Source organism: Streptomyces sp. NPDC019443 (genome assembly GCF_044389785.1).
In the GTDB taxonomy this organism is placed as follows: Bacteria; Actinomycetota; Actinomycetes; order Streptomycetales; family Streptomycetaceae; genus Streptomyces.
In genome coordinates this window covers 864034-883227 of the sequence record NZ_JBIRYJ010000002.1, presented here as the reverse complement: position 1 = coordinate 883227, position 19194 = coordinate 864034, and the positions used below count along the sequence as shown (strand labels likewise).

Sequence of the window (19194 nt, the reverse complement as noted above, 5' to 3'; positions counted from 1 at the left end):
CCAGCGCTCCCCACCTCGGAGATTCGGTCCCCGAGAGCCATCCTCGGAGATCGGCGATCTGGGACGGCACCCTACCCGGCGGTATGCCCCGCGGTCAGCCTCCTGCGGCGCCACAGCGCGAAGGGCAGAACGCCCAGGACGGGACCGGCCGACATGACAGCGGCAGCGGTGTTGATCCCGGGCTGGTCGAAGGTGCCGGGCACTGGCAGCGTCGACCAGCGGTTCAGCGGCCAGGCCACCACGACAGCGCGTCCGACGACCTTGTCGACCGGTACGAAGCCGTTGTTCACGTCTTCCATGTGGTAGCGGGAGTCCCTGGAGTTCTGGCGGTGGTCGCCCATCACCCAGATCCGGTCCTTGGGCACCTTGAACGGGCCGAAGGCCTGGTCGTCGCAGGGGGTGTCGCCGGGGTAGATGTACGGCTCGTCGAGCGCCTTCCCGTTGACCCTGACCGGGCCGCCCTTCTTGCACTCCACCGTGTCGCCGGCGATCGCGATCGTCCGCTTGATCAGGTCCTTTTCCTCGGACGACGGCATCAGGCCGATGAAGCTGAGGAAGTTCTGCACGGGGTTCGGTTCGGGGGTGGGCTCGCCCTCCAGCCAGCCGCCCGGGTCGTGGAAGACGACGACCTCACCGCGCTCGGGCTCCGAGCCGAACCACGGGGTGAGCTTGTCGACCAGCACCCGGTCGCCGCGCTGCAGGGTGTTCTGCATCGAGTCGGAGGGGATCGAGAAGGCCTGCACCAGGAAGGTCTTGATGAGCAGCGCGAGAAGCAGCGCGATACCGATCAGGAGCGGCAGTTCCTTCCAGAAGGATCGCTGCTTCTTCTGTCCCGTACCACTGTCCTCGGAGGATCCGCTCTCGGCGTCCACCGTTCCCGCCGTCCCCGGCGTCCGAGCCGCCGCTTCGTCCGTTACGGCCGCGGGCGGCTCGGCGAGCTTCCCCGGCCTTTCCTCCGGCTCGTCGTGTCCGGATCGTGCGCCGACGGCCACATCCCCCACATCCACTCCTCACTCCGTGCGAACCGCCTGCCCCGAAGTCGGAGCAAGCCCACCACTCCCATAACGAGCGGGAGTTCCGCAGGGCTCGGGAGCAGGATCATCCCGTTCAGATCCTGAGGTGACACCCTATTCGACGGGGAGAGCGCCGAGGTCGACCCGGCACGCGCGTTCGGGACGGATGCGTATGTCTCCGGCTCTTCCAGTTTGCGCCAGTGGCTGACCGGCCAGGCGATGACGACCGCTCGCCCGACGACCTCCTCCTCCGAGACGGTGCCCCGGTCCTTCTCGTCGAGGTGGAAGCGCGAGTCAGCCGAGTTGGCCCGGTGGTCGCCCATCACGAAGATCCGCCCAGCCGGCACCTTGACCTCGAACTTGAGCGTTGAGGGAACGTTTCCGGGGTTCAGATACGGCTCGATGAGCGGTACGCCGTTGACGGTGACCCGCCCGTCCTTGTCGCAGCACTTGACGGTGTCCCCGCCGACCGCGACCACCCGCTTGATCAGGTCCTGCTCGTCGTCCGACGGCAGCAGCCCTATGAAGGTCAAGCCCTGCTTGACCTGTTTGACGACGATCGGGTCGTCCTTCTTGGGGGCCTGCTCCTGCTGGAGCCAGCCGCCGGGATCCTTGAAGACGACGACATCCCCGCGCTGCGGCTTGGAGCCGAACCACGGGGTGAGCTTGTCCACCAGTACGCGGTCCTGGATCCGTATGGTCTGCTCCATCGAGCCCGACGGGATCACGAAGGCCTGCACCAGGAACGTCTTCAGGACCAGCGCGATCAGCAGCGCCACGGTGATCAGGAGGGGTATCTCCTTCACGGCCGACCGGCGGCGCTTGCGCTTCACCTTCTGCGCGAGTCTGCGCCGCTCCGCCCGGCCGGGCAGCGTCCTGGCGCCGTCCGTCGGCCGGGTTCCGGTCGGCAGCCGGGTGTCGGCCCGGTGACTCGCACGACGCCCGCGGTTACCCATGGGCGCCGCCCGGCATTCGTTCCGCCTCAGGTACGCCCACGAAGACGTCGGTCCCCTCCAGCGAGGTCCAGCGCCCGATCGGCCAGCCGATCCAGTCCGCCCGTCCGATCACCTTGTCGACGGGCACCATGCCGCCGCCGGGCTCCCCGAGATGGTCGCGGGAGTCACGCGAGTGGCTCCGGTGGTCCCCCATGACCCACAAAGTGCCCTGCGGAACGACGATGTCGAAAGGGACCTCGGACGGGACGTCGTCGGGATGGAGATATCTCTCGTCGACCGGTACGCCGTTCACCTCGACCCTGCCCCCCTTGTCGCAGCAGACCACTCTGTCACCGCCCATACCGACGACGCGCTTGACGAAGTCGGTCTCGGCAGGCTCGGCCAGCCCCAGCGCCGCGAGCGCGCCACGCGTCAGGGTGCTGACCGGATTCTCCTCCAGACCCTCCTGTACGAAGGATCCGGTGCCGTCGAAGACGACGATGTCCCCCCGCTGGGGCCCGGAACCGAAACGGTACGCCAGCTTGTTCACCAGTACCCGGTCGCCGACCTGAAGGGTGGGCTCCATGGAGCTGCTGGGGATCTGGAAGGGCTGCACCACGAAGTGACTGAACAGCAGCACGACGACGGTGCAGACGACGCCGAGCAGCCCGGCCCTGCGCCAGGACATCCCGGAGAGACGTTTTCCCAACTGTCCGGAGGGGCTCGATGAACGCACAGAACGCGACCCCTCTCCCTCTTCCCCGGTTTCGGGGGCGGAAGAGCGGTCGCGCTCCGTGTGCTTCGCTTCGGTGTCCATCGGGGCCAGAGCCTATCCGGCGGCCCTGTGAACCCGGCGTCAGTGTGAGCCGAAGCTCAGGCGCGAGAGGCGAGCCGAAGCTCAGTTGTCGCGCTTCTCCTTGATCTTGGCGGCCTTGCCGCGCAGGTCGCGGAGGTAGTACAGCTTCGCGCGACGGACGTCACCGCGGGTGACGAGCTCGATCTTCTCGAAGATCGGGCTGTGCACCGGGAAGGTGCGCTCGACGCCGACGGAGAAGGAGACCTTGCGGACCGTGAAGGACTCGCTGACGCCCGAGCCCTGGCGGCGGATGACAACGCCCTTGAACTGCTGGATACGCGAGCGGTTGCCCTCAATGACGCGAACGTGGACGTTCACGGTGTCGCCGGGACGGAAGGCGGGGACGTCGCTGCGCAGCGACGCGGAGTTGACGGAGTCGAGCAGGCTGGCCATGAAGGTCTGCTTCCTCGCCGATGCCACAGGTCATCAGCGGAATGATCGAGATGAGAATCAGAGTGCCGTCCACGTCGAGCGGGCGTCGTTCCCCCTGTGGCAGGGGCGCACGCCGGACGTACAGCAGCGGCCTATTCTTCCACGGCCTCGGGCCTGCGCCAAAATCGGCCGCCGGGCTCCGGCGCCCAGCCCAGGATGGAGAGGATCTCCCGGTCCTTCTTGTCGAAGACGGCCGGGTCGCAACGCTCAATCAGGTCGGGCCTGTTGGATGCCGTACGGCGGAGCGCCTCGTCCCGCCGCCAGCGCGCGATCTTCCCGTGGTGCCCGCTGATCAGCACCTCCGGAATGGCGCGTCCGCGCCACTCGGGCGGCTTTGTGTAGACGGGGCCTTCGAGCAGATTGGCCATCGCGCCGGGCGCGAAGGAGTCGTCCCGGTGCGATTCGGCGTTGCCCAGGACCCCGGGCAGCAGCCGCGCCACGGCCTCGGTGATCACCAGTACGGCCGCCTCGCCGCCGGCCAGGACGTAGTCGCCGATGGACACCTCGTAGACCGGTATCCGGGTGGCGTACTCGTCGATGACCCGGCGGTCGATGCCCTCGTACCGAGCGGGGGTGAAAATCAGCCACGGCCGCTCGGAAAGCTCGACGGCGAGCCCCTGGGTGAAGGGGCGGCCGCTGGGTGTGGGCACGACCATGACCGGGCCGTGCGCGCCCGCCTCGTAGCCGCTCGCCAGCGCGTCGTCGAGGGCGTCGCCCCAGGGCTCGGTCTTCATGACCATGCCGGGGCCGCCGCCGTAGGGGGTGTCGTCGACGGTGTTGTGCCGGTCGTACGTCCACTCACGCAGGTGGTGCACATGGACATCGAGCTGCCCACGCGCGCGTGCCTTGCCGACGAGCGAGACGTTCAGCGGTTCCAGGTACTCGGGGAAGATCGTGACGACGTCGAGCCGCATCAGGCATCGTCCTCGGCATCGCGCGACGATGCGATCTCCGCCTCGCTGTCGTCGATGAGCCCGGGCGGCGGGTCGATGACGGCGCGCTGCTTCTCGAGGTCGATCTCGGTCACGATCTCCTCGACGAAGGGGATCATCACCTCGCTGCCGTCGGGCCGCTCGACGATGAACAGGTCCTGCGAGGGCAGATGGCTGATCTCGGTGATCCGGCCGATCCCGGTACCGTCGGCGAGGACGACATCGAGGTCCATCAGCTGATGGTCGTAGAACTCCTCGGGGTCCTCGGGGACTTCTGCCGGGTCCACCTCGGCGATCAGCAGGGTGTTGCGCAGGGCCTCGGCGGCGTTGCGGTCCCGTACTCCCTCGAAGCGCAGCAGCAGCCGGCCGCTGTGCACCCGGCCGGTCTCGATCGTCAGCGGTCCGGTGGTGGCCGGGTCGGTGGCCAGTACGGCGCCGGGCGCGAGCCGCAGTTCCGGCTCGTCCGTGCGCACCTCGACGGTGACCTCGCCCTTGATGCCGTGGGCGCGGCCGATCCGCGCGACTACCAACTGCACTTAGCACTCTCTCCTGTCGACGACTACGGGCCGGGGACGGCCATAAGGCCCTCCCCGGCCCGTGCCGGTGCTGCGTAGGTCAGTGAACCTGGGCCACGTCGACGAGGTCGACGCGGATGCCACGGCCACCAATGGCGCCCACGACGGTGCGCAGGGCGCGCGCGGTGCGGCCATTGCGGCCGATCACCTTACCGAGATCGTCGGGGTGAACCCGGACCTCGAGCACGCGACCGCGGCGCAGATTGCGCGAGGCCACTTGCACATCGTCCGGGTTGTCGACGATGCCCTTCACGAGGTGCTCGAGAGCCTCCTCGAGCATGCTCAGGCCTCGGTCGACTCGGTGGACGGGGCCTCAGCAGCCTCGTCCGCCTTCTTGTCGGTCTTCTTCGCCTTCGGGGTGATGGCCTCACCCTTCGGCTCGTCACCCTCGAGGCCCTTGGTGAAGGCATCGAACGCGGCGCGCTTGTCCTTCGGCTCCGCGACGAGCAGCGGCGCCGGGGCCGGCAGGCCCTTGTGCGCCTGCCAGTCACCGGTGAGCTTCAGGATCGCGAGAACCGGCTCGGTCGGCTGGGCACCGACGGACAGCCAGTACTGCGCACGCTCCGAGTTGACCTCGATGCGCGAGGGATTCTGCACCGGGTGGTACAGGCCGATCTCCTCGATGGCCCGGCCGTCACGGCGGGTACGGGAGTCGGCGACGACGATGCGGTAGTGAGGCGAACGGATCTTGCCCAGACGCTTCAGCTTGATCTTGACTGCCACGGGAGTGGTGTCTCCTGGTCTTGACGTGGTTGGGCACAACGAGATGCCACGTGGGGTTGCGGTACTCGGGTGCCCGATGGACGCGTCAGCCGGAGGCGAGAGGGTTCCTGTGCGGCTGTCGAGTACAGCTTGCCATTGTGCCACAGACCTGCAGCGGGCTTGCACCCGGCCGGTGTCGCACCGCCCCCGCCGGCGGCCCGACCCGGCGGGCGGAGGTCATCAGCTCGCGGCGGCGACTACTTCCGGGATACGGAAAGGTTTGCCGCAGCCGCCGCAGACGATGGGAGCCTGGGCGAGAACGGACGGGACGACGCGGACATTGCGGCCGCAGTCGCACACGGCCTTGACCCGCACGCCACCGCCGGACGAGCCGTGCCGGGCGGCCGGCCCGCGGAAGGTGCGCTTGGTGTCGGAGGCCGTCGCAACGGTGTGCGCCTTGAGGGCGCGCTGCAGTCTCTCGATCGTGGGTCGGTACCGCCGCTTCGCCTCGGGGTTGAGCGCGACCAGCGAGAAGCCGCTGCTGGGGTGCGGCTCGTCGACATGGTCCAGGCCCATCTCCTCGGCGATCGCCAGGAATCGGCGGTTGTGATAGCGGCCGGCGCGGGAGGTGTCGCGGACACCTCGGGCGGCGGCGATGCCATGGACTGCCTCGTGGAGCAGTCGCTCGAAGGAGAGCTCGTGGCCGCAGGCGGACGAGGACTCTCCGATCAGGGACTCTGGCGCGGCAAGATCCGGCAGCTCGGGGTGGTGCCGCTGAATATCGGCCCACGCCTGTGCCAGCTCTGCGGCGAGAACAGGTGGTGTCGTGCTCACGTCGTGATAACGAGCCGGGGCGCTCGCGGGTTCCATTCCGGGGCATCCCAAATAATTTGCACGTACCAGTCAGTTGCCGTTGATGCGTCCGGACGAGGGCGGGTGCGCCGATCTGCGGAGAAGCTTCACAGCTCACATCAAGGTGGTACGTAGCGGCGCGTACGCCCCCGCGCGTAGACAAGGGCCGTGCGCCGGGGCGGCTGCCCGACTCCGGGCAGCGTGCGCCTCAGCGGGCCGCGTCAGTAGGCGCGAGCCACGATCGCGACAGTACCCGGCGCGTCATCGGCCTCAGGAACCGACCCGTCCTCGGCGACCAGACACCGTACGGACACGGCCTGCTCGGCGAGCTTGTCCTCGCCTTCCTGGCCCAGGGTCGACCAGGGGATACGGGCCCAGCCGCCGGCGACCGCGGCCTCTGCGGCCTCCTCGACCGTCGTCACGTCGGTCGTACGGGACTCGCGGCGGTCGCGCGACTCCTTCAGCAGCTGCGCCTGGTCCTCCTCGAGGACCTTGGGCAGCAGCTCGGCCAGCGCCTCGATCCGCACCGGTTCCTTGCCCCCGGGGATGCGACGGGCCAGCATCGCGGTGCCCGCCTCCAGGTCGCGCGGGCCGACCTCGATGCGTACCGGAACGCCCTTGAGCTCCCAGTCGACCGCGCGGCGACCGAAGGGGGTGTCGGTGCGGTCGTCGATCTGCACGCGCAGGCCCGCGGCCTTGAGCCGGTCGCCGATCTCCCGGACCTTGGCGACCGCCTCGTCGCCCTTGATGGCCATGACGACGACCTGGACGGCCGCGAGACGCGGCGGGACGCGCAGTCCGTTGTCGTCGCCGTGCGACATGATCAGACCGCCGACCATCCGGGTGGACGAGCCCCAGGAGGTCTGCCAGGCAAGCTCCTGCTTGCCGTCCTTCGACAGGTACGTGGTGTTGAAGGCCTTGGAGAAGTTGGTGCCGAGCTCATGGCTCGTACCCATCTGAAGGGCCTTGCCGTCGCCCATCATGGCTTCGAGCGTAAGGGTGTTGATGGCGCCGGCGAAGCGCTCCTTGGGCGTCTTGCGGCCGAGCACCACGTCGATGCCAAGGAGGTTGATCATGAAGTCCGCGTAGACGTGCTTGTGAATGTAGGCGGCGTAGTCGCGGGCGTCCTCGTATGTGGCGTGGGCGGTGTGGCCCTCCTGCCAGAGGAATTCGGTCGTACGCAGGAAGACCCGCGGGCGCATCTCCCAACGGACCACATTGGCCCACTGGTTGATCAGGAGCGGCAGATCGCGGTAGCTCTGCACCCACTTCGAGAAGTAGTCGTTGATGATCGTCTCGGACGTGGGGCGTACGACGACGGGCTCCTCGAGCTCCTTTCCGCCACCGTGTGTGACGACCGCGAGTTCGGGTGCGAAGCCCTCGACGTGCTCAGCTTCCCGAGTCAGGTAAGACTGTGGGATGAAGAGCGGGAAGTAGGCGTTCTGGGCACCCGCGTCCTTGATGCGGGCGTCCATCTCCTGCTGCATCCGCTCCCACAGGCCGTAGCCGTACGGCCGGATGACCATGGTGCCGCGCACCGGGCCGTTGTCCGCCAGTTCGGCCTTGTTGATCAGGTCCTGGTACCAGCGCGGGAAGTCTTCCGCCTGGGGCGTGAGAACGGGTGCCTTTGCCATGGCGCGCATCGTACGGCGACACCGGGGCCAAGCGTGAATCGGCCGGCGTCTGCGGGCGCACGCCGGGGGCACGCAAGCATTGCCACTCAACCCCTGGACTTGCGGGCGCATGCGGAGTTCTCTGGCATACGGGGGGAGCGCAGGCGTACGCACACGGGGGGCTGTCCTTCAGGGCTCTGCTGACCTCTTGGCGGATTGGGGCGCTTTCGATGACACCAACGCTCGTCCAGCACCGACCCCACGCGTCGTCTGCGTCTCCGTCACCGGCGGAGGCGTGTGCGCGGGCCCGGGACTGGGCCGAGATCCAGGAACGGATGCTGGTGCCGCTGTACGAGGCGGTGTACGAGCGGTTGGAGGTCGGCTCCGGGACGCGGCTGCTCGGCCTCGACTGCGGGTCCGGTCTCGCACTGCTGATCGCGGCGTCGCGCGGTGCGCGGGTGACCGGGGTCGACACGGACCGCGAACGGCTCGCGCTGGCGCGGGAACGGATGACTCCGGATGCGGGGGCGGCTGCGCGGGACGTCGAGCTGGCGGAAGGCGATGCGGCGGCCGCGGCGGATTCGGAGCGGGGTCCGTACAACCTGATCACCGCGTTTCAGCCGATCGGCTGTGCGGCCGGTGACTCGCAGGGCCTTGGACCGGCTGTCGCGGCGGCCGTCGGCCTGGCGGAGCACGGCAGCGCGGTGGTGCTGACGGGCTGGGGCCCGCCGGAGCGGTGCGCGACGTCGGGTGTGCTGCGGGTGGCGGGACGGCTGACCGACCGGCTGCGGAAGGGCGGCTGGCGCCCGGCGCTCCGGGACGACTTGGAGGACGTCGCGGCCCAGGCGGGTCTGAAGCCGGACGGCTCGGGCCGGGTGGCGTGCCCCTTCGGCTACGCGGACATTGAGAGCGCGGTGCGGGGGCTGCTGTCGACGGGGCTGTACGCGGCGGCGGTGCGGGCGACGGACCAGTCGCAGGTGGAGAAGGAGATCAGGGAGGCGCTGCATGCGCATCGGCGGCGGGACGGCACGGTGTGGATGCCGAATGTGTTCCGGTACCTGATCGCGCGGACGCGGTGAGGCTGGGCGGGGGTGCGGGTTCCGCTGCGCGGAGCCTTTCCCTCCCCGCCCCTTCCCACAACCGGGACAAGCCCCGGACCCCTGAACCAGGCCCAGCCGACGACAGCTTCGCGCCGCACTCTGCGGGAGCAACTGCCCGCGCCGGAGGCGCGCATGATGCCCGGCGCGGGCACCTTCACGCCGCCCGGCTCGCCGGGGCGCTGCACCGGCGTTCCTCAACGGCAGCTTCGCGCCGCCGTGCCGGCGTTCCTGAACGGCAGCTTCCCGGCGTCGGCCCGCGGGCGCTCGCCTCGGGCCCGGCACGGCGTCCCCGGACGGCGGGCGGCAGCTTCGCGCCACCGTGCCGGCGTTCCTGAACGGCAGCTTCGCGCCGCCACCCTGAGGGCGCTCGCCCCGGCCCGGCGGCAACTTCGCGCCGCCGGGCTGCTGGGGCTCGGGTGGCCCCGGGATCGCCGGGGGCAGCCAACGGACCTCGTGTGGCGCGCCGCACGCCGACGCGCTACTCCGCCTTGTCCGGGCGCGAGATGCCCGCCGCGCGGTACGCCGCGGACTCCTCCAGGGTTTCGTTCTCCAGCAGCGCCCGCGCCAGCGCGTCCAAACGGTCGCGGTTGTCTCGCAGTTGGCGGCAGGCGCTCTCGTAGCACTCGTCGACGATCCGGCGCATCTCGTGCTCCACCGTGTCCAGCGTCGCCGGGGCGGCGCAGAGCCCGTACGCCTGCTGGGCATCGTTCGGGATCGCGGTCAGTCTGCCGACCCGTTCGCTCATGCCCCAGCGGCCGACCATGCCCCTGGCCAGGTGCGTGACCTGTTCCAGGTCGCTCTCCGAGCCCGTCGTGATCACGTCGAAGACCACGTGCTCGGCCGCCATCCCGCCCAGCGCGCCGACGATGCGGCCGCGCAGATACGCCTCGGTGTACGCGTACCTGTCCGCGTCGGGGGTGGAGAGTGTGCCGCCCAGCCCCCGGCCGCGCGGCACGATGGTGACCTTGCGGACCGGGTCCGCGCCGGGCTGGAGCATGCCGAGCAGCGCGTGACCGCTCTCGTGGTAGGCGGTACGTCTGCGATCCTCCTCCGGCATGACCAGCGGGCGTTCCGCGCCGAGCTGGACCTTTTCCAGGGCGGCGAAGAGGTCGGACTGGGTGACTGCCGACTGCCGGCGCTTGACCGCGAGGAGAGCGGCCTCGTTGACCAGGTTGGCGACATCCGCGCCCGTCATCCCCGGCGTCGCACTGGCGATCTGGGCCAGGTCGACGTCCTCGGCCCGTGGGACCCGCCGGGTGTGGATCTTGAGGATGGCCTGGCGGCCTGCGCGGTCGGGCGGAGAGACATGGACGACCCGGCCGAAGCGGCCGGGCCTGGTCAGCGCGGGGTCGAGGATGTCGGCGCGGTTGGTGGCGGTGAGTACGACCACTCCCTCCGAGCCGCTGAAGCCGTCCATCTCGGTGAAAATCTGGTTGAGCGTCTGCTCACGCTCGTCGTGCCCGCCCACGCCCGCGCCGCCGCCCCGCACCCGCCCGATCGTGTCGATCTCGTCGATGAAGATGATGGCGGGGGCGACCCTGCGCGCCTCGGCGAAGAGTTCACGGACCCGGCCGGCGCCCGGTCCGACGCTCATCTCGATGAACTCCGAGGCGGACGCGGAGAAGAACGGCACCCCGGCCTCGCCCGCCACTGCCCGCGCCAGCAGCGTCTTCCCGGTGCCGGGCGGTCCTGAGAGCAGTACGCCGCCGGGCATCCTCGCGCCCATCTTCCGGTACGCCGGCGGGTTCTTGAGGAACTCGACGATGTCATTGAGCTCGGCCTTGACCTCGTCGATGCCGGCCACGTCTTCGAAGGTGGTGCGCTTGCCCGGCTCGACCTCCACCGGCTTCGGCTTACGCCCGAGCACGCCGCCGCCCAGCGGCGCGCCCATCCGCCGGGCGATGTACAACCACAGCAGTACGAGGAACAGCATCAGCGCGAGCGAGATCAGCAGATTGGCCAGAATGCCGCGTCCCGAAGTGACGACCGGCTCGGCCGTCACGGTGACGTTCTGCTTGCTCAGCTCGTCCCAGAGCTTGTCGTCGGCGAAGGCCGGTCGATGGGTCGTGAACTTGGTGTAGTCGCCCTTGCCGTCAGGAAGGGGCGCCTCCCGCTTGAGCTCGCCCTGGATCGTGTCGCCCCTGGCGTAGATCTTCGAGACGTTGCCGTTTCCGACCTGCTTGCTGAACTCCGTGTACGAGATGGCGGGCCCGCCCCCACCACCGAAGAAGGACAGCAGCAGATTGGCGGCCAGAAAGACGACGAGCGCGGTGAGAATCAGGCCGGCCCAGCCTCCGGGCATCTTCCTCGGCGGAGGCACACCCTCGGAGCGCCACGGCTGGTCGGTCCGCTCGCGTGGGGGTACGGGGTTGGCCACGCCTGCTCTCCTCTGCCGTGACTCGGCGCCTGTGCCCATGACCGCACAGATCCCCAGGCGTCGCCAGCCGAAGCCGCAGGCCCTGCGAGGGCGCCGTCACCCGGCGGGATCGAGCACGCGAAGGGCCCGCGGCCGGTCCGGCCGCGGGCCCTTCGGGGCTGATGTCAGCGCGTCAGCGTGTCGGCGCGTCAGCCCATGAACTTCTTGAAGTCCTCGGGCAGTTCGAAGTCCTTGCCCGGCTCACTGGCCGGCAGGCCGAACGCGTTGCCCTGCGTCGTCTGCTCGCGGCGCGCCGCGGCCGCCTGCTCCTCAGCCTTGCGCTTCATCGGGTTGCCGCTCTTGCGCTTGCCCTTGGCCTGCTTGACCTGCTTCTTCTGGCGGCCGGGGCCGCCACCCATGCCGGGCATCCCGGGCATACCCGGCATCCCACCGCCCTGCGCCATCCTCGACATCATCTTGCGGGCCTCGAAGAACCGCTCCACCAGGCCCTTCACGGCGCTGACCTCGACACCGGAGCCCTTGGCGATACGGGCACGGCGCGAGCCGTTGATGATCGTCGGCTCCTGACGCTCGCCGGGCGTCATCGACTTGATGATCGCGGCGGTACGGTCCACGTCCCGCTCGTCGATGTTGTTGATCTGGTCCTTGATCTGCCCCATGCCGGGCAGCATTCCGAGCAGTTTGGAGATGGAGCCCATCTTCCTGACCTGCTCCATCTGGGCCAGGAAGTCGTCGAGCGTGAAGTCCTTGCCCTTGCTGCTCGCCAGCTTGGAGGCCATTTTGGCGGCCTCTTCCTGGCTGAAGGTCTGCTCGGCCTTCTCGATCAGCGACAGCATGTCGCCCATGCCGAGGATGCGGGACGCCATGCGGTCCGGGTGGAACGCGTCGAAGTCGTCCAGCTTCTCGCCGTTGGAGGCGAACATGATCTGGCGGCCGGTGACGTGCGCGATGGAGAGCGCCGCGCCACCGCGGGCGTCACCGTCGAGCTTGGAGAGCACCACGCCGTCGAAGCCGACGCCGTCGCGGAACGCCTCCGCGGTGTTGACCGCGTCCTGACCGATCATCGCGTCGACGATGAAGAGGACCTCGTCGGGGCTGACGGCGTCGCGGATGTCCGCGGCCTGTTGCATCAGCTCCTGGTCGATGCCGAGGCGGCCGGCGGTGTCGACGATGACCACGTCGTACTGCTTGGACTTGGCGTGCTCGATGGAGTCCTTGGCGACCTTGACCGGGTCGCCGACGCCGCTGCCCGGCTCCGGCGCGTAGACCGCGACGCCCGCGCGCTCGGCGACGACGGAGAGCTGGGTGACCGCGTTGGGGCGCTGGAGGTCACAGGCGACGAGCAGCGGCGAGTGCCCCTGGCCCTTGAGCCACAGGCCCAGCTTTCCGGCCAGCGTCGTCTTACCGGCACCCTGCAGACCCGCGAGCATGATCACGGTCGGCGGCTGCTTGGCGAACCGGAGGCGGCGGGTCTCGCCGCCGAGGATGCCGATGAGCTCCTCGTTGACGATCTTGATGACCTGCTGGGCCGGGTTCAGCGCCTGGGAGACCTCGGCGCCACTCGCGCGCTCCTTGACCTGCTTGATGAAGGCCCGGACGACGGGCAGCGCGACATCCGCCTCGAGCAGCGCGATACGGATCTCGCGCGCCGTGGCGTCGATGTCCGCCTCGGACAGGCGGCCCTTGCCCCGGAGGTTCTTGAATGTCGCGGCAAGGCGGTCGGAGAGGGTGTCGAACACGGTGGTCGCGGATCCTCAGGTGTCGGGAGCAGGCGGACAGTGTCCCCCAGGGTATCCGGCCGCGCGCGGTGTGGTCTGCCCCGTGGGGGGTCTCACGTCAGGCGCGCAGCACCGCCTCCAGCGCACGGGCCGTCTCGGCGGCCTCCTCGGCCGGCAGCGGCGCCCCTTCCGGGCCCGTCACATAGAAGGCGTCGACGGCGTTCGCGCCGAGCGTGGAGACATGGGCGCTGCGCACCCGTAGCGCCGCTTCGTCCAGCGCGCGGCCGATGCGGTGCAGCAGCCCGGGAGCGTCGTGGGCGCGTACCTCGATCACGGTGGCGAGCCGGGAGCCCGCGGGTGCGACGGTCACGCGCGGGGGCGGGGCCTGGACCCCACGGCGGCGCGGATAGGCGGCCTCCCGCTCGGCGAGCCTCGCCGGGATGTCGAGCGAGCCGTCCAGGGCCCGTACGAGATCGGCGCGGAGCCGGGCGGCCTGCGGCAGTGAGCCGTACTCCGCCGCCACCCGCCAGCTCAGCAGCAGTACGCCACTGGGCCCTCCGAGTTCGCTGGGCACGTCGATGGAGCGCAGGTCGGCGGCCCGGACGGTCAGCCGGTGCAGGGCCAGCACGCCGGCCGCTGCGGGCAGCACCCCCGGCTGGTCGGGCAGCGCGATCAGCAGCTCGACGCCGACGGGTTCGGGTTCTTCACCTGCCGGCGGCTCGGTCTGGGCGTGCAGCGCGAGAACCGGTTCGCCGGTGCGCAGCGCCTCGATGGCGAGGCGTTCCTGTTCGGCGCTGGGCGCGGCGGGCTCCGGCTCGGCCGGGGCATTGCCCGCGAGGACCGCGGCGACCCGTTGCACCAGGTCGCCGACGAGCGAACCGCGCCAGGAGGACCAGGCGGCGGGCCCGGTGGCGAGCGCGTCGGCCTCGGTCAGGGCGTGCAGCAGCTCGAGCGTGCCGGCCGATCCGACGACCTCGGCGACGGAGGCGACCGTGGCCGGGTCGTCCAGATCGCGCCGGGTGGCTGTCTCGATGAGCAGCAGGTGGTGGCGTACGAGCGTGGCGATGACGGCCACGTCGGCGCGGTCGAATCCGATCCGGACGGCGACGTCCTTGGCGATGGTCTCGCCCGCCACCGAGTGGTCCCCGGGCCAGCCCTTGCCGATGTCGTGCAGCAGGGCCGCGATCAGCAGCAGATCGGGGCGGACCACCCGGCGGGTCAGCGCGGATGCCTTGACCGCCGCCTCGACGAGATGCCGGTCGACGGTCCAGGTGTGTACAGGGTTGCGCTGTGGCCGGCACCGTACGCGCTCCCAGTCGGGCAGCAGCTGGGTGATCAGGCCCTCGGCCTCGAGCGCCTCCCAGACCGCGATCGTCGACTCCCCCGCGCCGAGCAGGGTGAGGAGCTCCTCGCGGGCTTCGGCGGGCCACGGCACGGGCAGCGGGCGGGCAGTGGCCGCGAGCCGCCGTACCGCGTGCAGGGAGATCGGCAGCCCGGACTGGGCGGCCGCCGCGGCGGCCCGCAGCGGGAGCACCGGGTCACGTTCGGGCCGCGCGGCGCGGGCGAGCACCACCTCGCCGTCCTGCTCGACGACGCCCTCGGCGAGCGGGCTGCGCTCGGGCTGGGTGCCGCGGCCGCCGCCCAGCATCGCCCGCAGCCGGGGCCGTACGGCGCGTGACCTGAGTACGCGGTTCACCTCGCGCCAAGTGACGTCCGTGGCGTACGAGACGGTGCGCGCCGCTTCGTACACCTGCCGCAGCAGCGCGTCGGCGTCCAACAGGCCGAGTTCGGCGGCGACTTGGTCCTGCTCCTGCAGGGCGAGCCGGTCGGTGGCCCGTCCTGTGGTCAGATGCAGCGCGTCCCGGGCGTCCATCAGCGTCCGGCGGGCTTCGTTGAGCCCTTCACGAGGCGCGTCGGCGAGCCAGGAGGCGGCGACGGCGCGCAGTGCGGTGGCATCCCGCAGCCCGCCGCGCGCCTCTTTCAGGTCCGGCTCCAGGAGGAACTGCAACTCGCCCTGGCGCTCGGCCCGTTCACGGCAGAGCTCGTCCAGCTCGGGCAGCCGCTTGGGGGCCTGGTTGCGCCAGTCGGCCAGCACAGTGGTGCGCAGTCCGGTCAGCAGACCCAGATCGCCCGCTACATGGCGCGCGTCCAGCAGCCCGAGCTGCACCTTGAGGTCTTCGCCCGCGGTCTTGCGGGCCTCGCCAGGAGTGCGTACGGAGTGGTCGAGTGCGAGCCCCAGATCCCACACCGGGTACCACATCCGGTCCGCGAGGGCGGCGACGTCACCCGCGTCCGCCCGCCCGTCGTGCAGCAGGAGCAGATCGAGGTCGCTGCGCGGGGAGAGTTCACCGCGCCCGTAACCGCCGACGGCGACGAGCGCCGCGCCCCGTACCCCGGCCTCCAGACAGGCGGTGGTGAACAGCGCGTTCAGCCAGTCGTCGGTCAGTCTGGCCAGGGCAGCACGGCGCGGCGGCCCGGACTGCGCCTTCTCGTTGAGAAGGCGCAGCCGGGCCGCCGCATAGCCGCTGGGTCCCGAGTCTTCCGCTTCGGTGGTCACATCAAGGCTCGTCACCCAGCAGCTCCTGTTCTGCTCTGCGTTTACAGCGCGTCCGGGCCGCGTTCGCCGGTCCGCACCCGTACCGCTGCCTCTACGGGGACGCTCCACACCTTGCCGTCACCGATCTTGCCTGTACGGGCCGCCTTGACGACCACGTCGATGAGCTGTTCGGCGTCGTCGTCCTCGACCAGTACCTCTATGCGGATCTTCGGCACCAGGTCGACGGTGTACTCCGCACCGCGGTAGACCTCGGTGTGACCGCGCTGGCGGCCGTATCCACTGGCCTCCGTGACCGTGAGCCCCTGGACTCCGAAGGCCTGCAGGGCCTCCTTGATCTCGTCGAGCCGGTGCGGCTTCACGACGGCGGTGATGAGCTTCATGCGTCCACCTTCTTGGTCGGAGCTGCGGCTGCCACAGAGTCGCCCGGGGCGGGCACGGCCTTACGGGAACCGGCGCCGCCGCCGGCACCGCTGAAGTCGTACGCCGTCTCGGCGTGCTCGTCCTGGTCGATGCCGGAGACCTCGACGTCCTCCTCGACCCGCATGCCGATCGTCTTGTCGAGGACGAAGGCGAGCAGCGCCGATGCCACCAGAGAGTAGGCCAGTACAGCGCCGACACCGATGGCCTGCTTGCCGAGCTGGTCGAGGCCGCCGCCGTAGAAGAGGCCCTTGACGTCGTTCTGGACGCCGCCGGTGGCGAAGAGGCCGACCAGCAGCGAGCCGACGATACCGCCGACGAGGTGGACGCCGACGACGTCGAGCGAGTCGTCGTAACCGAACTTGAACTTCAGGCCGACAGCCATGGCGCAGAGCACACCGGCGATGACGCCGACGGCGATCGCGCCGAGCGGACTCACGGCGCCGCCGGACGGGGTGATGGCGACCAGACCCGCGACCGCGCCGGACGCGGCGCCGAGGGTGGTGAAGGCGCCGTGGCGGATCTTCTCGTACGCCAGCCAGGCGAGCATCGCGGCCGCGGTGGCGACCTGGGTGTTGACGAACATCACCGCGCCGACACCGTCGTCGTTGCCCAGCCACGAGCCGGCGTTGAAGCCGAACCAGCCGAACCACAGCAGACCGGCGCCGAGCATGACCAGCGGCAGGCTGTGCGGCCGCATCGGGTCCTTCTTGAAGCCGACGCGCTTGCCGATGACGAGGATCACGCCGAGGGCCGCGGCACCTGCGTTGATGTGGACGGCGGTGCCGCCCGCGAAGTCGATGACGCCGAGCTCGAAGAGCCAGCCGCCCGCGCCCCACACCCAGTGCGCGACCGGGAAGTAGACGACGGTGACCCACAGCGCGACGAACAGCGCCCAGGCGGTGAACTTCACGCGGTCGGCGAGCGCACCGCTGATCAGCGCGGGTGTGATGATCGCGAACATCAGCTGGAAGACGGCGAAGACGTACACCGGGATGGTGTAGCCGTCCCACAGCTGGGTGAGCCCGAGGCCGCTGAGCCCGACGTAGTCGGCGCTCCAGCCGATGATGGAGCCCTTGTCGGTGCCGAAGGCCAGGCTGAAGCCGTACAGCACCCACAGGATGGTGACGATCCCGAGGCTGATGAAGCTCATCATCAGCATGTTGAGGGTGCTCTTGACCCGGACCATGCCTCCATAGAAGAAGGCAAGGCCGGGCGTCATGATCATCACCAGGGCGGAACAGATGAGCATGAAGCCGGTATTGGCTGCAGACAGTGTTGGAGCGTCTGCGGCAAGCGTCGAGATGCCTTGAGGCATCGGCGTCTCCTCGTCGTCGGTGCGGCCGCGTGCGGGCGAAGCCTGTGCGGAAGGGCGGGCCGGTTATGCGCCCTAAAGTTGGCGCAAGGCGGTTTCCGTCAATGCCGCACCATGTTTCGCCGCAGTGACGAAGAGGTCCGGCATGTTACGCAGCTATGAACAGGTGGGTCGGGCGGGAGGGCCCGGAGTACCCTCTGCGCACATCACCAGCCGACCGCGACGCCTACCCGCCTGACCTGGCACGGGGGAGCCGAGTCGGGTTGTTCGGGGTGAGCGCCGCGGCCGGGGCCTGGTGACGCCGCCCGCTCAGACCGCTTCCGCGGTCTCGGGCAGCTGGGAGGTCAGCTGGTCGGTGAAGTGGGCGACCTCGGGCACGTCGCCGAAGTCCCGGGCCGCCGTGTCGACGGTCTTGCGCAACCGGGTGTTGACCCGCTCGGAGCGCACCCGCTTGGCGATCTTGAGCGCCTGGCCTGCCAGCTCCGTGGACCGCTCGGGCTCCCTCTTGAGCAGATGAACCGTGGCCATGCCGACCAGATTGAGTGCGTACGACCGCTGGTGCTCGTCATCCTGGCCGAAAAGCTCGACCGCGCGCCGCATGACCGGCTCGGCGAGCGAGGCGTAGGTAGGGCTGCGGCCCGCCACGTAGGCCAGATCTCGGTACGAGTGGGCGTTCTCCCCATTGAGCTCGGCCTCGGAGAAGAAGCGGATCCAGTCGGGCTCGGACTCGCCGTCGAGACCGGCGTCGGCGAAGGTGTCCTCGGCCATCCGGACGGCTCGCTTGCACTTGCTGGGCTGGCCCATGTTGGCGTAAGCGCGGGCCTCCATCGCATACAGCATCGCCTGGGTGCGCGGGGTCGCGCAGTCGCGGCTGCCGTACTGCGCGAGATGGACGAGCTCCAGGGCGTCGTCGGGCCGCCCGAGGTGGATCATCTGGCGGCTCATGGAGGACAGGATGTACGAGCCGAGGGGCTTGTCGCCCGCTTCCTTGGCGGCGTGGAGGGCGAGTACGAAGTACTTCTGAGCAGTGGGCTGCAGTCCGACGTCGTAACTCATCCAGCCGGCCAGCTCGGCGAGCTCGGCGGCGCACCTGAACAGCCGCTGCGAGGTGGCCTGGGGCTGCGGCTCCTGCAGCAGATCGGTTACCTCGTGCAGTTGGCCCACGACGGCCTTGCGTCGCAGCCCGCCGCCGCACTGCGCGTCCCACTGGCGGAACATCGCGGTGGTGGACTCCAGCAGCTCCAGCTCGGGCTTGGAGAGCCGCGAAGCCCTGCGCAACGCTGCGAGAGGCACCTGCTGCCCCGGCTCACCGGGCGGGGAGGGCACCAGCCAGCGCTGCATCGGCTCGACGAGTGCGGGTCCCGCGGCCAGGGCGAGCGAGGTCCCGAGGAAGCCGCGCCGGGCCAGCATCAGGTCGCTGCGCGAGAACTCGCTGAGCAGGGCGACGGTCTGGGTGCCCGCCCAGGGAAGATCCACCCCGGACACTGCGGGTGACTGATGCGCCGAGCGCAGTCCGAGGTCCTCGATGGCGACAACGGTGCCGAAGCGCTCGGAGAACAGCTCGGAGAGGATGCGCGGAATCGGCTCGCGCGGCTGCTCGCCGTCGAGCCATCGGCGTACGCGTGAGGTGTCGGTGCTGATGTGGTGTGCGCCCATCTGGCGCGCCCGGCGGTTCACTTGACGCGCGAGTTCGCCCTTCGACCAACCGCTGCGCACGAACCACGAGCTCAACTGCTCGTTCGGGCGCTTGCCGGCCTCCGTACCGCCTGCGCCGCTGCCGTCCACTGGAACGCCCCCATC

General features: G+C 69.9%; 16 protein-coding genes and 1 pseudogene. 1 reads left to right on the top strand and 16 read right to left on the bottom strand.

Going from position 1 to position 19194, the window contains the following annotated elements; genetic code table 11:
* Positions 1-71: 71 nt before the first annotated feature.
* The 10 genes and pseudogenes from lepB (ACH492_RS10350) to proS all read right to left on the bottom strand — a co-directional run bounded on the left by lepB (ACH492_RS10350) (position 72) and on the right by proS (position 7931).
* Positions 72-1001 carry a signal peptidase I gene (gene lepB / locus ACH492_RS10350; RefSeq protein WP_398984745.1) on the bottom strand — a complete coding sequence of 310 codons (930 nt, stop codon included), beginning with the start codon at positions 999-1001 and terminating at the stop codon, positions 72-74.
* Positions 898-1969: pseudogene (gene lepB, locus ACH492_RS10345) on the bottom strand (signal peptidase I); the annotation flags it as partial. The pseudogene lepB (ACH492_RS10345) and the gene lepB (ACH492_RS10350), both read right to left, overlap by 104 nt.
* Complete coding sequence (gene lepB / locus ACH492_RS10340) at positions 1962-2765, bottom strand: signal peptidase I (RefSeq protein ID WP_398984743.1); 804 nt, start codon at positions 2763-2765, stop codon at positions 1962-1964. The pseudogene lepB (ACH492_RS10345) and the gene lepB (ACH492_RS10340), both read right to left, overlap by 8 nt.
* A gap of 81 nt (positions 2766-2846) precedes the next feature.
* Positions 2847-3197: a 50S ribosomal protein L19 gene (rplS, locus tag ACH492_RS10335; RefSeq protein ID WP_307660845.1), complete on the bottom strand. Its 351-nt coding sequence runs from the start codon at positions 3195-3197 to the stop codon at positions 2847-2849.
* Positions 3198-3328: 131 nt separating this feature from the next.
* A complete protein-coding gene (gene trmD / locus ACH492_RS10330) occupies positions 3329-4150 on the bottom strand; it encodes a tRNA (guanosine(37)-N1)-methyltransferase TrmD (RefSeq protein ID WP_398984741.1) in 822 nt (273 codons plus the stop codon).
* Complete coding sequence (rimM, locus tag ACH492_RS10325; protein WP_398984739.1) at positions 4150-4704, bottom strand: ribosome maturation factor RimM; 555 nt, start codon at positions 4702-4704, stop codon at positions 4150-4152. The genes trmD and rimM overlap by 1 nt, the downstream gene beginning before the upstream one ends.
* Before the next feature lie 79 nt (positions 4705-4783).
* Complete coding sequence (locus tag ACH492_RS10320) at positions 4784-5023, bottom strand: RNA-binding protein (RefSeq protein WP_398984737.1); 240 nt, start codon at positions 5021-5023, stop codon at positions 4784-4786.
* A gap of 2 nt (positions 5024-5025) precedes the next feature.
* The gene (gene rpsP / locus ACH492_RS10315) at positions 5026-5466 is read right to left on the bottom strand and encodes a 30S ribosomal protein S16 (protein WP_398984735.1); all 441 of its coding nucleotides are present in this window, start codon (positions 5464-5466) and stop codon (positions 5026-5028) included.
* A gap of 219 nt (positions 5467-5685) precedes the next feature.
* The gene (locus tag ACH492_RS10310) at positions 5686-6315 is read right to left on the bottom strand and encodes a hypothetical protein (RefSeq protein ID WP_398984733.1); all 630 of its coding nucleotides are present in this window, start codon (positions 6313-6315) and stop codon (positions 5686-5688) included.
* Between the two features lie 203 nt (positions 6316-6518).
* Positions 6519-7931, bottom strand: coding sequence for a proline--tRNA ligase (gene proS / locus ACH492_RS10305; RefSeq protein ID WP_398984731.1), 1413 nt, complete (start codon positions 7929-7931; stop codon positions 6519-6521).
* Between the two features lie 209 nt (positions 7932-8140).
* Here proS and ACH492_RS10300 point away from each other — a divergent pair, with 209 nt between their 5' ends.
* Complete coding sequence (locus tag ACH492_RS10300) at positions 8141-8989, top strand: class I SAM-dependent methyltransferase (protein ID WP_398984729.1); 849 nt, start codon at positions 8141-8143, stop codon at positions 8987-8989.
* Positions 8990-9488: 499 nt separating this feature from the next.
* On the opposite strand, the gene ftsH is transcribed toward ACH492_RS10300, so the two are convergent.
* The 6 genes from ftsH to ACH492_RS10270 all read right to left on the bottom strand — a co-directional run bounded on the left by ftsH (position 9489) and on the right by ACH492_RS10270 (position 19179).
* Complete coding sequence (gene ftsH / locus ACH492_RS10295) at positions 9489-11387, bottom strand: ATP-dependent zinc metalloprotease FtsH (protein ID WP_398984727.1); 1899 nt, start codon at positions 11385-11387, stop codon at positions 9489-9491.
* Positions 11388-11575: 188 nt separating this feature from the next.
* Positions 11576-13126: a signal recognition particle protein gene (ffh, locus tag ACH492_RS10290; RefSeq protein WP_398984725.1), complete on the bottom strand. Its 1551-nt coding sequence runs from the start codon at positions 13124-13126 to the stop codon at positions 11576-11578.
* Positions 13127-13223: 97 nt separating this feature from the next.
* Entirely contained in the window at positions 13224-15677 is a 2454-nt protein-coding gene (locus tag ACH492_RS10285; RefSeq protein WP_398984723.1) for a [protein-PII] uridylyltransferase, read from the bottom strand.
* 26 nt (positions 15678-15703) lie between these two features.
* Positions 15704-16042 carry a P-II family nitrogen regulator gene (locus ACH492_RS10280; protein ID WP_398984721.1) on the bottom strand — a complete coding sequence of 113 codons (339 nt, stop codon included), beginning with the start codon at positions 16040-16042 and terminating at the stop codon, positions 15704-15706.
* Entirely contained in the window at positions 16039-17397 is a 1359-nt protein-coding gene (locus ACH492_RS10275; protein WP_398984718.1) for an ammonium transporter, read from the bottom strand. The genes ACH492_RS10280 and ACH492_RS10275 overlap by 4 nt, the downstream gene beginning before the upstream one ends.
* Positions 17398-17703: 306 nt before the next feature.
* Entirely contained in the window at positions 17704-19179 is a 1476-nt protein-coding gene (locus ACH492_RS10270) for a hypothetical protein (RefSeq protein WP_398984716.1), read from the bottom strand.
* Positions 19180-19194: the final 15 nt, after the last annotated feature.

What these genes read in the sequence shown, in the direction of transcription:
- lepB (WP_398984743.1), bottom strand. Translation starts at nt 2,765, where the DNA reads ATGGACACCGAAGCGAAGCACACGGAGCGCGACCGCTCTTCCGCCCCC.
- rplS (WP_307660845.1), bottom strand. Translation starts at nt 3,197, where the DNA reads ATGGCCAGCCTGCTCGACTCCGTCAACTCCGCGTCGCTGCGCAGCGAC.
- trmD (WP_398984741.1), bottom strand. Translation starts at nt 4,150, where the DNA reads ATGCGGCTCGACGTCGTCACGATCTTCCCCGAGTACCTGGAACCGCTG.
- ACH492_RS10320 (WP_398984737.1), bottom strand. Translation starts at nt 5,023, where the DNA reads ATGCTCGAGGAGGCTCTCGAGCACCTCGTGAAGGGCATCGTCGACAAC.
- ACH492_RS10310 (WP_398984733.1), bottom strand. Translation starts at nt 6,315, where the DNA reads ATGGAACCCGCGAGCGCCCCGGCTCGTTATCACGACGTGAGCACGACA.
- proS (WP_398984731.1), bottom strand. Translation starts at nt 7,931, where the DNA reads ATGGCAAAGGCACCCGTTCTCACGCCCCAGGCGGAAGACTTCCCGCGC.
- ACH492_RS10300 (WP_398984729.1), top strand. Translation starts at nt 8,141, where the DNA reads ATGACACCAACGCTCGTCCAGCACCGACCCCACGCGTCGTCTGCGTCT.
- ACH492_RS10280 (WP_398984721.1), bottom strand. Translation starts at nt 16,042, where the DNA reads ATGAAGCTCATCACCGCCGTCGTGAAGCCGCACCGGCTCGACGAGATC.
- ACH492_RS10275 (WP_398984718.1), bottom strand. Translation starts at nt 17,397, where the DNA reads ATGCCTCAAGGCATCTCGACGCTTGCCGCAGACGCTCCAACACTGTCT.